Annotated in this window: 14 protein-coding genes and 2 pseudogenes; 1 reads left to right on the top strand and 15 read right to left on the bottom strand. The window is 41.6% G+C overall.

Translation table 11 applies throughout. From position 1 onward, the window contains the following. Positions 1-239 precede the first annotated feature (239 nt). The 14 genes and pseudogenes from hcp to QYB97_RS24935 form a co-directional block, all read right to left on the bottom strand. Positions 240-1,535: a hydroxylamine reductase gene (gene hcp / locus QYB97_RS25000; RefSeq protein WP_301168707.1), complete on the bottom strand. Its 1,296-nt coding sequence runs from the start codon at positions 1,533-1,535 to the stop codon at positions 240-242. A gap of 135 nt (positions 1,536-1,670) precedes the next feature. Next, positions 1,671-3,278, bottom strand: coding sequence for a PAS domain-containing sensor histidine kinase (locus QYB97_RS24995; protein WP_425589849.1), 1,608 nt, complete (start codon positions 3,276-3,278; stop codon positions 1,671-1,673). An 85-nt stretch (positions 3,279-3,363) separates the two neighbouring features. After that, positions 3,364-3,828, bottom strand: a complete 465-nt coding sequence (locus tag QYB97_RS24990) for a GAF domain-containing protein (RefSeq protein ID WP_301168705.1) — start codon at positions 3,826-3,828, stop codon at positions 3,364-3,366. Further along, on the bottom strand, positions 3,818-4,468 hold the full coding sequence (locus QYB97_RS24985) for a response regulator transcription factor (protein ID WP_301168704.1): 651 nt from the start codon (positions 4,466-4,468) through the stop codon (positions 3,818-3,820). Before QYB97_RS24985 ends, QYB97_RS24990 begins: the two co-directional genes overlap by 11 nt. A 16-nt stretch (positions 4,469-4,484) precedes the next feature. Next, positions 4,485-5,153: a sensor histidine kinase gene (locus tag QYB97_RS24980; protein ID WP_301168703.1), complete on the bottom strand. Its 669-nt coding sequence runs from the start codon at positions 5,151-5,153 to the stop codon at positions 4,485-4,487. A gap of 13 nt (positions 5,154-5,166) precedes the next feature. Next, a complete protein-coding gene (locus QYB97_RS24975) occupies positions 5,167-6,672 on the bottom strand; it encodes a nitrate/nitrite transporter (RefSeq protein ID WP_301168702.1) in 1,506 nt (501 codons plus the stop codon). A gap of 264 nt (positions 6,673-6,936) precedes the next feature. Continuing rightward, positions 6,937-7,254 carry a hypothetical protein gene (locus tag QYB97_RS24970; RefSeq protein ID WP_301168701.1) on the bottom strand — a complete coding sequence of 106 codons (318 nt, stop codon included), beginning with the start codon at positions 7,252-7,254 and terminating at the stop codon, positions 6,937-6,939. Beyond that, complete coding sequence (locus QYB97_RS24965; RefSeq protein ID WP_301168700.1) at positions 7,244-7,450, bottom strand: hypothetical protein; 207 nt, start codon at positions 7,448-7,450, stop codon at positions 7,244-7,246. The genes QYB97_RS24970 and QYB97_RS24965 overlap by 11 nt, the downstream gene beginning before the upstream one ends. Then, positions 7,440-7,964 (bottom strand): Rieske (2Fe-2S) protein, encoded by a 525-nt coding sequence (locus QYB97_RS24960; protein ID WP_301168699.1) that lies wholly within the window; start codon positions 7,962-7,964, stop codon positions 7,440-7,442. The genes QYB97_RS24965 and QYB97_RS24960 overlap by 11 nt, the downstream gene beginning before the upstream one ends. 12 nt (positions 7,965-7,976) lie before the next feature. Then, a complete protein-coding gene (locus QYB97_RS24955; protein WP_301168698.1) occupies positions 7,977-8,537 on the bottom strand; it encodes a 4Fe-4S dicluster domain-containing protein in 561 nt (186 codons plus the stop codon). After that, positions 8,515-10,707, bottom strand: a complete 2,193-nt coding sequence (locus QYB97_RS24950; protein ID WP_301168697.1) for a molybdopterin oxidoreductase family protein — start codon at positions 10,705-10,707, stop codon at positions 8,515-8,517. The genes QYB97_RS24955 and QYB97_RS24950 overlap by 23 nt, the downstream gene beginning before the upstream one ends. Further along, the gene (locus QYB97_RS24945) at positions 10,694-11,776 is read right to left on the bottom strand and encodes a hypothetical protein (protein WP_301168696.1); all 1,083 of its coding nucleotides are present in this window, start codon (positions 11,774-11,776) and stop codon (positions 10,694-10,696) included. The genes QYB97_RS24950 and QYB97_RS24945 overlap by 14 nt, the downstream gene beginning before the upstream one ends. Before the next feature lie 474 nt (positions 11,777-12,250). Then, positions 12,251-12,394, bottom strand: a pseudogene (locus tag QYB97_RS24940) (sigma factor); the annotation flags it as partial. Positions 12,395-12,411: 17 nt separating this feature from the next. Further along, positions 12,412-13,602: a winged helix DNA-binding domain-containing protein gene (locus QYB97_RS24935; RefSeq protein WP_301168695.1), complete on the bottom strand. Its 1,191-nt coding sequence runs from the start codon at positions 13,600-13,602 to the stop codon at positions 12,412-12,414. 523 nt (positions 13,603-14,125) lie between these two features. Here QYB97_RS24935 and QYB97_RS24930 point away from each other — a divergent pair. After that, a complete protein-coding gene (locus tag QYB97_RS24930) occupies positions 14,126-14,398 on the top strand; it encodes a stage V sporulation protein S (protein ID WP_301168694.1) in 273 nt (90 codons plus the stop codon). 267 nt (positions 14,399-14,665) lie between these two features. Here the strand turns inward: QYB97_RS24930 and QYB97_RS24925 are convergent. After that, positions 14,666-14,805: pseudogene (locus QYB97_RS24925) on the bottom strand (sigma factor); the annotation flags it as partial.

Below are 14,805 nucleotides of genomic sequence, written 5' to 3'. Positions count from 1 at the left end.
GGACATTCAGACACCTCCCGGTGATTTTTTCGTACTCTTATCTGTATGTCGGGTTGGGCTTGTTAGGTGTCTGTACCAAAGAGGAATGATTGCTAAAGTAAAAACATTATATTGATTCAATTTATGGGAAAATACGATTAATAGTTCATTTGACAACAATAAAAAACCCGAGCTCCTTTATTTAAAAGGTATCGGGCCTTTCAGCATCCATTTTCCATTTTCTTCTTTGCAATCATTACCTAAGAAAGCATAACGTTCAAGTCCTCTTCCACACTACCAATAAGTTTAAGATCAAATGTTTCTTGCAATACCTGCATGACTCCTTTTGATATGAACTCTGGAGGTTTCGGTCCAATACGAATGTCTTTTATCCCCAAACTAAACAAACCGAGTAAAATAGCTACAGCTTTTTGTTCAAACCAAGAAAGAACTATACTAACTGGCAATTGGTTTACTTCACATTCCAATGCTTCAGCAAGTGCTGCTGCGATTTTCACAGTTGAAACGGAGTTATTACATTGGCCAAGGTCTATATAACGTGGAATATTAGTTCCGGGTACATTTCCAAAGTCCACATCATTAAATCGGAATTTTCCGCATGAGGTGGTTAATATCACCGTATTGGCGGGTAAAGAGGTCGCTAGATTCCGATAATATTCCCCACCCTTTCCTGGTGCGTCACAACCTGCTATGACAAAAAAACGTTGAATTAATTTATCTTTTACAGCTTGGATAATTTCAGGAGCTATGCCCAAGACTGTTTGATGATGAAATCCGGTAGTTAACATTTCGTCAGAATCGATATTGGACTCAGGAAGCTCTAATGCCCGATTGATTAACGGAGTAAAATCATCATTTTCAATTTTTACAACCTTTTCCAAACCTGCTACCTCGTACGAAAACATTCTGTCTGAATAAGCACCTTTTATCGGCATTACGCAATTAGTGGTGGCTAATATGGCCCCAGAAAACTTTTCAAATAAACGCCGTTGATCATACCAGGCTTTGCCGATATTTCCTTTCAAATGTGCATACTTTTTGAGTTCAGGATAACCGTGTGCTGGTAGCATCTCAGAATGAGTATAAATGTTTATATTTTTTCCTTCTGTTTGCTTTAATAGTTCTTCCAATGCAAACAAGTTATGGCCAGTAATCAAAATGGCTTTGCCTTCAATTTTATTTTGTGTAATTTTTTCAGGAGAAGGAATACCTAAACGATCAGTATGTGCCTGGTCTAAAAGCTCCATTACACGAATCGCGGCTTTTCCAACTTTTAAGGCCATATCAATATGTTCCTGCACATTGAAGTTTGAATTGGTTAACGTAAGATATAACGCTTCATGAGTCGTAGCATCAACGAATGAGTCGGTATACCCAAGTTGATTCGCGTGTGTTCGATAAGCTGCAATACCCTTTAAGCCAAAGATAATTGTATCTTGTAAGCTGGCAATAGTTTCATCTTTTCCACATACCCCTATGGTTTTACAACCGCCTTTTGGAGTTTGCTCGCATTGGTGACAAAACAAAATATCCATCCCCTTCCTACATGCATTTATTGAATTGTAGGTTTCATTTTTACTATTTTAGAATATCCTGAAAAAGGTTTTGTTTCCGTGATTAGTATCACGAAAACAAAACCTTTAAGGGATGGAGATCTTTTGAAAATCAACTTACCGATCTGGCAGTGTTGGTAACTCAACCATTACGGTAGTGCCACGTCCCATTTTTGACTGAATAGCAAACCGGCCACCTACAGACCGCGCACGTTCTTCCATACTAAAAATACCAACCCCTCGCTGGAGCTGACGGTTATCAAATCCCTGTCCCTTATCCCGGATTCTGACTTGAATTTTTTCCTCTACGGTACAAATGGCAACAGTGGCATGGTTAACCAAGGCATACTTTCTCACGTTCGTAAGTGCTTCTTGTATAACTCGGTAAATGGTGGTTTCAATCCCAACACTTAGCCTCTGAGGCGGGAGAGAACAATCAAAATCAATATCAATCCCATAGTTTTCGATATACCGAGTTAAAAACGAGCGAATGGCCGGTACCAGTCCTAGGTCGTCAAGAACAGACGGACGAAGTTCCCATGAAATATCCCGAACCTCTTCAATTAAATCGGATGCTTCTTTATGCATCTGATCAAGGAGTGGATGATTTAACTGGGACCGCATAACATTAATGGTAATTAGATGACTGTATAGATTTTGACCCACCCCGTCATGAAGATTGCGGGCCAGTCGTTTCCTTTCGTCCTCCTGGACATCAAGAATGCGCCTCATCATCTGTTGTAATTCGTGTTCTACCCGTTTTTTTTCGGTAATCTCTGAGCGAATGGCCATGTACTGAAAGGGATTCCCTTCTTCATTTAAGAACGGAATAATGGTGGTAAACATCCAGTAATACGTTCCGTCCTTCGCTTTATTCCGGATTTCACCTTTCCACACTTTCCCTGCGGATATGGTGTTCCACAGGTTCTTGAAAAATTCACGAGAATGGTAGCCAGAGTTGATAATACGGTGGTCACGTCCTATCAGTTCTTCCCGGCTATATTGGGATATCTCGCAAAACATGTCATTTACATAGGTGATCTTTCCTCTTTGATCGGTCATGGCCACAATAGAGGATTCATCAAGTGCAAATTTGATATCCATAAGTTCTTGAATAGACTGCTTTAGTTGTTCAACTACCTTCTTATGTTCTGTCACCTCATAACGGATGGCTAAATACTGGTACGGTTGGCCCTCCCTATTTAAAAAAGGAACAATCGTCGTATCTACCCAATAAACGTCTCCATTTTTTGCTCTGTTCTTAATTTCTCCACGCCATACGTTTCCTGAAGAAATCGTTTTCCACAGGTTTTTCATAAACTCCTTTGAGTGGTAACCGGAGTTGATGATTCTATGGTCTTTGCCCAAAAGTTCATCCATGGAAAACTGAGAAATATCGACGAACTTCTGATTAACATATGTTATTTTCCCTCTTTTATCAGTCATTGCTACAATCGCCGACTCATCAAGGGCGAATTTAATATCCAACAATTCCTTAAGAGTTTGCTCAGATTCTTCCTCCGTTTCCATAATGGAAAGAAGGTAAAAGTCTTCGCCTCGAAGTGAAAATGAGTGTTTTTTTATGTAAATCGAAAAGGTTTCTTGTCCGCATTTGATTCCTTTTTGTCTTATTGCTTTTCCCTCCGGCAGGATGGAAAGAACCGTTTCAGGTAGCAGGGTCGAGTGAAGTTCCCCTTTCTTATCGCCACAATTAAACATTTCCATCGCTTCTTGACTGATGTGCTCTATGACTCCTTCTGATACCTCTACAACCAGGTTAGCCTTCGTTGCTTTTTCATCTTGCTTTAGTCTATACACGGTCGCCTGTTCTCCCTTCTTGGGATTCAGACAGGTAAAGGTCTTCTATTCTCAGCGCTTTGTTTTGCACAAGGTCTTTTAGGGTCTGAGTTATTTCCGTTTGTTGATGGTAGCCTACTAATAAGACTCCCTTCAGCTGGCCGGCTAATATTAGGGGTACCGCATACGCGGAAACCAATTGTTCAGCCAACATGATGGGATATTCGACGGCTTTCCCCGTAATACTCTTAGGAAATTCATCCACTTGAATCGCCCGACCGGTGGAGATTACCTTTCCAGCAATCCCCTTGCCATACCTCACCGAAATCTTTTTGTATTTTTCGTTGCGGTTGCCACACGCATAGCGCCAGTGAACATCAGATCCTGCTCCATCCTGTAAAGCTATTCCTGCAAAAGAACTTTGCAGCTCCTGTGCCAGTTTTTCAAGTTCGATCAAAAATGAGGATTTATACGCCATAGCCCAACAATCCTTTTTTTAAGGCATAGGCCACGAGTTCAGGCCTCGTCTTCATCTTTAGCTTTTCCATTACGTGCCCCTTGTGTGTTTCTACAGTTTTTACCGAAAGCACCAGCTGATTAGCAATTTCCTTATTGGAATATCCCTTGGCAATTAAGGTAAGAACTTCTTTTTCCCGATCAGACAGCAGGCTATAGGAATCTATGGTTCCCCGGTTAACGTTAACTAAATACTCCTCCATGAGTCGTTTTGTCGCTGCGGGGTTTAAATACGCGTTCCCCTTGTAAACCGATTGGATAGCCATAATTAGCTCTTCATGCGGTTCACTTTTCAATATACATCCAGAAGCGCCGGACTGAATGGCGCGGAACAAATATTCTTCATCATCATGCATGGTCAGAATAAGAATGGCAACGTCGGGTAAAAGCTTCTTCAACTCAGTTGTAGCACTTAAACCATCTTTTCCGTGCGGCATGCTTAAATCCATAATAATAATATCAGGCTTCAGCTCCTGTGCTTTTTGAATGCCTTCATTTCCTTCTGAAGCCTCGCCAACAACCTCCATTCCTGGCTGTGCGTTTAATAGCATCGTCAGTCCTCTCCGTACAACGGCGTGGTCATCCACCAACAAAATTCTCATGAATTACTCTCCTCCTCTAAGGATTCAACAAAGGAAGTACCATTGTCACTTCCGTTCCTTCCCCGACAAGAGAGGAAATGATGCATTCACCTCCAGCAAGATGCATCCTCTCTTTCATGGCCTGTATTCCCGGAAAACTCTGGGTTTGTACTTCGTCAATTTGAAACCCTTTACCAAAATCTTTTACTTCTATCTTCAAGCAGTCTGCCTCCCATGTAAAGATGATTTTAATAAATGATGTGTCCGCATACTTAGCTGCATTATGCAGAGCCTCCTGGCACACTCGAAATAACGTTACATTTTGCCCTTCCGGCAGCTTTTTCTCCTTTCCTCCTTCTTCTATCTCTACTTCAATGCCAAATGTCGCTGTAAATTGCTTCGCATAACTTTTTAAAGCAGGATAGATGCCAAGTGTACTTAGAGTTGGTGGATGAAGTTCAACAGACACCATTTGGATCTCTTTTATCGATCGTTCCAACGACTGCTCCATTTCTTCCGCAAAGCGTTTCAACTGGTTGTCGGTAATTCCGCTCTGAATAAACTGCAACCCTGTATAGAAGCTATACAGGGTTTGACCAACACTTTCATGAAGTTCATAGGAAATACGCTTCATTTCCTCTTCCTGGGTTTGTATGATATAAGATATTACCGCTTCCTTTGATTGTTTGGATGGTTCTCCCATCATCGCTCCTCCTGATTTACATGCTCTCTGTCTTATAGTATGTGATATCACTAAACATGCCGGCATATTGGTTGATTTCTCCTGCTTCATTTTTTATGGCACTGATGGTCAGCCATTCAAGATAGTTTTGTCCGTCCTTTCTCCGATTCCAGATTTCCCCCTGCCAATACCCCTTTTCTTCAATAGACAGCCACATGTTTTTATAAAAATTTTGATCTTGAATACCAGACTTTAAGACATTGGGGTTTTTTCCGATTACCTCTTCAGGTTCATATCCCGTCAGCTCGCTGAACGCAGGATTTACAGAAATAATCTTACCTTCTTTATCCGTGATCATGATTCCCTCTGCCGTGCTGTTTAAGACTTGAGCCGACATGCTTATACGGTCTTGGTAATACATCCAGATTACGAGTACCAGACTTGCCAACGCCACTTCCGATAAGGCCATAAAACCAATGGCATAATGTCCCGTGAGTTTAAAGAGAACGGCTAAAATCAGTGGAGGAAAGAACCCTCCAATTCCACCCATAGCGGATACCACACCGTTCACAATGCCAGCTTGCTTCGGGAAATAACTTGGAACCAACTTGAAAATGACTCCGTTGCCCATCCCTGCGCAAAACGCAATGGTCAGACATCCAAGCGTGTACAGTTGGATAGATGGAGCAAAAGACAGAAGCAAGGCGGAAAGTGTATAGCCACCAAAGACAAACATGAGTAGTTTTAAAGAATGAAAGCGATCGGCGAGCCACCCTCCTACCGGCCTCATAAGGGTTGCGAGTATAATGAAGCCGGCGGTCCTTATCCCGGCATCCACCTTTTCTAACCCGAAATTGGATACCAAAAAATTAGGTAAGTAAATTGTAAAAGCAACGAACGAACCAAACGTAATAAAATAAAAAAGGCAGAACAACCACAATTTTTCGTTTTTATAGATAGTTTTCAGTTGTTCAGATAGTTTTGTTCTTTCTTTCGCTTCTCGTCGATCTCCAAGAAAAAGGTTGGCGATTACAATGATTGCAAGGAGCACCAGATAAAACTGAACGGTTAGTGTCCAGCCCCATTTAGAAGCAAGGACGGGAGCTGCAAAGGTGGAAACCGCCGTACCAATGTTACCCGCTCCATAAATTCCGTTTACGAATCCGTGCCTTTCTTTTGGATAATATTTAGGTACAGAAGTCACTCCTACTGAAAATACCGCCCCTCCTACACCCAGAAACAGACCACCTACTAAAAGATCGACATAGGTAGATGCGTGGGCGATATAAAAAACAGGAAATAATAGAATCAGAAAACAGATGATAAATAGTTTCCTTGCCCCAAACCGATTAGTAAGATAACCAAGTGGAATGCGAAGTAAAGATCCTAATATGACAGGTACCGCAGTGACCCATGCAAGCTTATCCGCAGGAATATTGATATCTTCTTTTATAAAAGGTAACAATGAAGAGATCAAGACCCATACCATAAAACCGGCAATCAAGTTCACCGTTTGTAGAGGAAGCTGAATTTTTCTATTCATATTGATCTTTCCTTTCTGATTCCATAATAAAGGCAGCTGTCCGCATCAAATGTGGTCCAAGTGTCTTTAGTGAACGATGCTAGACTATTAAATGGGACGGCTAAAAAATGAAAATCGTTGAAATACAAGCGAAGGTGAGTGCAGTCTGGACATGGTTTAACCTTCTTTATTCTTTGGGCCATCCAAGGGATATCCCTCACTTCCTTTTCATAGATGGCTAATTCAACAGGCTCGGATACGTAAGATAACAGGGCTCTGATTGCCTCAAGTTCCACAGCTTCCACATCCCTTCATAGCGGGATATACGTTAAACTTACAACCTTGCAGGTATTCCCAAAATGAAGAGCACCCTGTTTTCTCTAAATGGTTCAACACTTCGTCTTCAGAAGCCCACTCACTCATTCCTCGTACTTCTGCTATAACAATCTCCAATCCATTTTTCTTCTTTTCTTCCAAGTACCAGTGAAGAAGTTGATGATTAAATAGGTGCTTAAGAGTCTTGTCTACTTTACTCAATAAGGATTCTTCGGATCCTCCAAAGGTTCGAATAAAACAAAAATCAAGATAGGTTTCATTGTTCATACTTTTTTCCACCTTTATGAATTTCCTTTTTGTAAATCAAAAGGGCCACAGGAAATAAAAAGAGATTAAGAGCTACACACGCAAGTGTGTTGGTGTAATGCTCATAAAAGAATTGGTGTACCATGAACTGTGTAGTAACAATGTTGATGGCAAGAATAAGAGCAAGCAGGAAAACGCCAAGAAAACTACGCTTCATATCGTTTCACTCCCGTCGCATAAATAAAACCGTTCTCTACTTTCAACTGAATTTGGGGCAGCGGCCTTCGAGGCGGTCCTGCAACCGGCTTGCCTGTTTTGGCGGAGAATTCGCCATGATGACAAGGGCAAATCATCTTATCCTCTTCTTTTTTCCAGAACACGGGGCAGCGCAAATGGGTGCATGCATTTTGATAGGCAACAAAACGGGTTTCACTCAAACGGATAAGCAGAGCGCTATCATGTTCACCCGGGAAAGAGAAATCCACCGAATCTCCAACAGCAACAGCCTTCAGAGAAGCGATTTTCTTATGAGAATACTCTTTTTTGGACAGCCCCATGAGTTCTTTTGCGGCAATGGTTCCCCATGGCAGAGAAGAGATAGCGAATAGGCCAGCGGCTCCCACAAGTGTTTTCATAAAACCCCTACGATCCAGCATTCGCTCATTGTTTCTTTCAATGTTATGGGTATAGTTATCTTCGTCAAATGGAATGTGGTTTTTCCGGTCTGTCATATTGCTCTCCTCCTAAAACAACTTTTCTACGCCCTGCAAAATACCTGGAAGATTAATTTTCACATTGGTTCCTCCTTCAAGGTAAGGCATGCTCGACACCCACTTTTCATTTTCTAGAGCAAATTGGCTCTTCTTTGTTGCAATTTCTTCCTCACTTAGCCACTGCAAGGTATTTGACGGGCACACACTTGCACACATTGGTGGTATACCGTCCTTTGTACGATCTATACATAAATCACATTTGTACATCAGGTTTTGTTCGCTATCGAATTTAGGTATCCCATATGGGCAGGCGATCGTACAATTTTGGCAGCCGATGCATTTTTCCACCAGTGCAGATAATACTGCGCCGGTTTCATGAATCTGGATGGCTTGCGCTGGACAGCTTCTGGCACAAGCGGGATTTTCGCAGTGCAGGCACATCAGAGGCATCGTCTGCCTGGATATGAGAGGATTGACATCATAAACATAATTTCTGTTCCGCTGTTCATGGCCTCCACACTGAGTGCACGCTGCCAGGCAGGAACGGCACCCAATACAGTTTTCCAGTTCAATATACAGTCTCTTCTTCACGGTTACCGTTCTCCTTTGTGGCAATCTTTGATAGTTGCGCTGCGCATACTTTAAACTCAGGCATGCGTGAAATAGGATCTAGTGCAGCAATGGTTAGTAAGTTGATTGAATCTTCATCCCCGAAATGGTATGGGACAAACACCGTATCTTCCCTAATGGCCTCCGTAATTTTCACTTTATAGGTGGCTTCTCCTCTCTTTGTATAGAGCCGAACCACCTCTTCATGGTTTATATCGTAAGCTTTCGCTGTCGTTGGGTGAACTTCCACATATGGATCTGGGCACATGTCATGAAGAAAAGGAATTCTTCTTGTCTGGTTCCCGGATAGATAGTGATAAACCACCCGTCCAGTCGTCAGAGATAGTGGATATTCCATCGTTGTTTCCTCTGCTGGCGGCCGGTAAGGCAGGGCACATATTTTGGCTTTGCCGTCTGGATGATAGAATTTTTTATCGAGAAACATATGAGGTGTCCCATTGTCGTCCTCACTTCGACATGGCCAGAACACGCCGTCTTGCTGATCGATCTTATCCCAAGTGGCACCATAATAATCGGCAGAGCCACCTCTAGATGCCAGCCTAAATTCCTCCGCTACATCACGGGTAGTTTTTAAATGCTCAAAAAAAGCACCTTTACCAAGCTTTTTCGCTAACTCCACTTGCATCTGCCAATCTGGTTTTGATACACCGATCGGTTCTTGGGCCTTGTTGATTTTAATAATACGCCCTTCGAGATTGGTAACCGTCCCTTCATCCTCACTCCATGTAACAGAGGGCAAAACCACATCCGCAAAACGTGCGGATTCCGATAAGTAAAAATCGGCACAAACCATAAAGTCAAGTTGTTTCATAGCTTTTCTAACAAAATTCAAATTCGGTGCGGAAACAGCTGGGTTGGAACATAGCAGATACAACCCGCGTATCTCTTTCTTTTCCATAAGTTCGAACATCTCGTACGCTGAAACGCCTGGCTTTGGCATTTCTTCGGGCGTTATCCCCCATACCTGGCACACTTCCTCCACATGCTTCGGATTGGTAAGTTTTCGGTAGCCCGGCAGCAAGTCGGCTTTTTGGCCGTGTTCCCTTCCTCCCTGCCCGTTCCCCTGGCCTGTAAATGTAGCCACGCCAGAAAAGGGCCTGCCGATTTTCCCCGTAATTAAGGCCATATTGGTATATGCTGACACATTATCCACGCCTTTATGTTGCTGTTCAATTCCCCGGGCAAACATCACAATAGCATTTGGAGCCTTTCCATAAATCTCCGCGGCTCGGATGATTTTCTCTACTTCCACTCCAGTGATTTTGCTCGTATACTCTGGGGTGAAAAGCTTCAATAGCTCTTTGGTTTCTTGGAATCCGTTCGTATGGAGCTGAATGAACGCTTCATCCATATATCCCTTTTTTATAAGCAAATGAGCAATCCCATTGGCCAAGGCAAGGTCTGTGCCGGGTTTTAAATCCAAGTGCACATCAGCCCTTCGAGCAATGGGCGTTTCACGAGGATCAGCAACGATGAGGTAGCCTCCTCGCTCCTGCACAGACCACACACGAAACATGGATGTTGGATGACATTCTGCGGTGTTGCTGCCTGCAATAAATAAGCAATCGGTCTCATGAATATCAGTCCAGGGGAGTGTGGATCCCCGGTCTACCCCAAATGAGCGGAGAAAACCACCTGCTGCACTGGACATGCAGAATCGTCCGTTATAGTCGATATAGCGTGTTCCCAGGGCTACTCTTGCAAACTTACCCGTTAAGTAACACTTTTCGTTGGTCATGGAGACACCACTGAAGACAGAGAGTGTATCTTTTCCATATTGAGCCTGCAAGTTCGTAAATTTCTCTGCAATCAGATTGTATGCTTCCTCCCAGCTCGCTTCCCGAAAACCTTCTTTCGTTCCTTTCAATTCAGCATGGTCCCGGATAAGCGGCTTTAAAAGACGATCTTTATGATTGGTTTGCTGATAGGCGGTTACCCCCTTCGGACACATTTTTCCGACGGTTACTGGCCAGTCATATCTCGGTTCCACCCCAATAATTTTATTGGTATGGGTATTTACGCGTAAGTTCATGCCGCATTGCATGCCACAATAGCTGCAATGTGTTTTAACGAGTTTCTCATTTGGATGTTGAACGTTTTCTACCTCTTTAAAGAATTTATCCCTTAGCATTTTGGTTGGCCTCCTTGACTTTTGCCTCATGTGTGTTGAATCCGGAAAACCTAGACATCCGGTACTTCCTCCTGCAAGGAAGGCAAAGTTCAGCCAGGTGAAATCCTTCCTGCATCTTAAATTGAATATCGTTTTCGTTTAGTATTTGTATCACATCGTTTGATTGTTCCGTTGAGACAAATGGATCACCGCATACACGGCAGTTTTTCATGGACTGAGATCCGTAATGCTCGCGATAGTTTTTTGCAAACACGCTGACGGCACGGAATGGAATATGCGCCAGCTTTCCAAATGGTAAATAGAGTAGGGTTATGATTACAGAATACTGATGGATCAGAGACATCACCGGCTGGCCTTTGCCATGAAAAAAGACGTTCATCACCGTTAAAAGGAGACCCGTCACACTGACAAGCAGAAGCATGTAAAGCGGCAGAAAGTCATAAAGAAACTTTTGTTCTGCTCTTGCCTGCATATTTTTCAATCGGCGATAAAGGGCCATGCTAACACCGGCAATTACCATAATGGCTGTAATATTAAGCGCATTATAAAAGAAAAAGGATAAAACTCCGTCCGCTTTAACTTTCATCAAATTGATCCCCATACCCACCACTGTGTAATAACCGTTTTCCTCCATTGTGAAATACATCCATCCAAAGACGAGGGGAAACGTCACAAAACAAGAGAGGATACATCCCCATCCAATTAAAAAGTGCTGGGCCCATCGGTAAATTCCCCGATTCCAGATAAATTGGTGTGTGACCATATGGTTGGTTGCCGTTTTCGTGGTGGACTTCCGAAACAACAGCCTTATCCCTTTTTTAATTAAATTCTTTGTTGGAGGCCGTTCTGCCCAAGCGATAAACCTGTAAAAAAATCCTCCTATAAAGACAAGCGTCCCCACCATATACCCATACAGATTTAAATCAAGGTGTGTAAACATACGTGTTCCTATAAAAACCAATACCGCAAGCAAAATTACCGTAATAAAAATGGATTTTGCAAAATGTGAAGCAAATGCCCTGTTATAAGACCGGATAGATTGAGGTTGAACAAGAATAGGTTTCGGCATGCTGCATCTCCTTTACTTGATATACTGCATCTACATATATTTTAAGAAGCAATGAATGATTTAGGTATCGGGGAAACTCCCCATTCTTCCCAGTAGATTCCCCTATCCCAAAGCAAGCTTAAGATATAGGCTTGACTCCTGAAAAAATTCGTTGGGAGCAAAACAAACGACTTAGCTGTGCTAGCTATTTCCCTTGGAACATGCATCTCAGAAAAGAATGATTGAAAAAATCACAAGAAAAAAAGAGCTGTTTCAGCTCCCAATTTACATCCATTCTTATATTTGAAACTTCACTAATGAGTTGAATATTCCAAGTTTGCAGTCACAGCTTAGAAAAATGCTTACCCCCATGGTAGCCAATTTGAATCAAAACAAGAGATTTACTTAATTAAATTTTTTGTAAGGTTAGTTTTCTTAACTTAAGGAAAAGATAAATTATTTTATGTACAATAAAATAAAAACAGACAATAAAGTTAGCTTTAGTAATGAAATTAGAATATCATTTTCCACACAACGGGCCGCATACGTCGCAAGCTTCGTGCCCTTCCCTATCGAGTAACTCTCAATGGCTTTGATGAACCCAATCGTTCCGATGGAAATCAAGTCTTCCTTGTCTTCCCTGCTCTTATGGCGCATCACTCTTGGAAGTCTGAGGAAGTTTGCTGTTTAGCAAACTCCTCTTTATTTATCGTGATGCTTTTTCCATCTTTTTCAGGATGAATAAAATTTAATAGTTTGTGGCCCTCTTCAAACAAAGCACGTTGTTCCTTCACACTGATCTTATCAAAAAGTTCAATTACTAAAACTGTTATCTTCTTTTGCTCTTCTATTTTCCAAATTCCCTTCACGAATCCATCTACGAGGACCGTAGGACGGATTATCCCATTTTTCGTAAAAATACGTTTTTTAAAACGATCCTCCATTATTCTCGATCGATCTTGAAAAGAAAGGAGCATATTATCAAATTCTGAAAGAAACCGAACTGGGGCGGGTGTATTTTCTTCTGGAATCGGGCCGTCTTGGACATCTAAAAGCTCTGTACCATTTTCATCTCTAAATGACCGAAGCTGTGGACGCATCAGCTCTACTTCCTTCTTCAGACCAGTCAGCCCAGACCATACTTGTATATCCTTTATCGAAGCTGGACCAAATGCCTGAAAATAGCGAAGAATGAGCTCATTCATCCCAGCAGCACGAATTTCTCTATCCCCAAGCCAATATTCCAGTGTCGTATGTGAAGCTTTTCCACTGAATCCCCATATTCCTCTTGGCGGCACCTGCACGAGTGGAACCAAAGAACGAACAAGATTAGCCATAATATCGGGTGAAACATGCGGCCACCTTTCATTGAATACCAGACCTAACTCATGAAGAGTGCACGGCTTTTCCTCCAGCAGCTTTCTGCTTTCTTTCATAAGAACCTCAAGATCTGCGCCTTCTAATTTCTTGCTGAATAAACGTACCGCCTTATCAAAAACAGGCTTCATCAGTACACGCCATGCAAGCGCATCTTTATATGAAACAAGATGCAGAGTCCCCCGATGAAGAGCCATCCTCACAGTTTTTCTGTTCGTGAGAAGTGTTGTCAACTCATGATGAGAAAATGCCTGCAGACGCGTCCATAACGCAATATATGGTGCATGGGGTGCTTGAGCTTGAAGTCCTGCAAGGTGGTAAATAGCTTCATTGGCTGTATATGATGATCTTGTTAAAAGCAGCTGCCGAGCAAGCAATGTTCGATTCAGTGTTTTCTTATTGAGTACAGAATGAATACTGATATCAGCACCCCCTATTAGTACTATTATTTCATTCATTATCTTGTTCAATCTTAACGTCTTTTTTCCTGCTTTAATTCAATAAGACTCTTTTCGTAAAGATTGTTGTTTTTTATATACGGAATAAGTTGCATTATATGTAATTGTGTTAACAAGAGGTTGTTTTGTTAGCAGACATTAAATCAGAAATAATTTAAACTTTCTTTTTCAAAAAATTCCAGGAATTTCAATAGGGCTCAAGCCTTATCTTTCATACTTTACCACTCTTTATTTTTAATTCTCATCGTACCTGCAGAACCCAACTTCAATGCCTCCTTTTACCTAATTCCATACACATATCGATAAAAAAAGATAGTTTGTATACAAACTACATGTATAATGAAAGGAACTAGATTCAGCTGTTAGTAAATTGCGAAAGTTTTTAATCATTTCTCTTTAATCTCCTTACATTAGCCATGAGTAATACGCTTAATAGTTCTGTTTGATTTAGAGATGAATATATTCAAAGATTGTCGATAAATATATTCCTTCTAGTAATCAAATTCATGTGATCAAAAACAGGGGGCCCATGTATATGGATAATGTATTAAAAGTATCATCAAAATCAAAGCCGAAATCAGTTGCGGGTGCAATAGCAGGCGTAGTAAGAGAAATTGGTCATGTAGAAATTCAAGTGTTGGGAGCAGGTGCATTAAATCAAGCAATTAAATCCATTGCAATTGCAAGAGGATTTGTAGCTCCCAGTGGTTTTGATCTGGTCTTTGTTCCTGGATTTACAACTATTTTTATTGATAGTAAAGAAAAAACTGCAATAAAATTATTGATAGGTTCTAGAAAACAACGGTAGATTTTCATTATGTAAAGAGCCTGTTCAACGGACTTCTTTTGTAAGACTTAACAAAAGGATTTTATTTTTTCATCCGTAAGACGTCTGCTATATGCTACATTTTCAACGTTTGTTATAAAAGACATTTGCAAGTCCATATTATCTTGATTGATCCGCTAAATATATATTAGTCCTAGAAATATTGGAGCTCTGCAAGTGAGTTTAAGAATAGAGCTGCTGATTACGCAGCCCATATAAAGCTATGGTAATGACATTAGAATCTCATTAACGTGCCGCATACGTCGCAAGCTTCGTGCCCTTCCCTCTTGAATAGCTCTCGATCGCCTTGATCAGCCCAATCGTCCCGATGGAAATCGAGTCTTCCGTGTCTTCCCCTGTATTCTCAAACTTCTTCACGATATGTGCTT

This window comes from Fictibacillus fluitans (assembly GCF_030418125.1).
In the GTDB taxonomy this organism is placed as follows: domain Bacteria; phylum Bacillota; class Bacilli; order Bacillales; family Fictibacillaceae; genus Fictibacillus_C; species Fictibacillus_C fluitans.
Note: the sequence above shows the minus strand (reverse complement) of the source record. Positions and strands in the feature narration are given on the sequence as shown.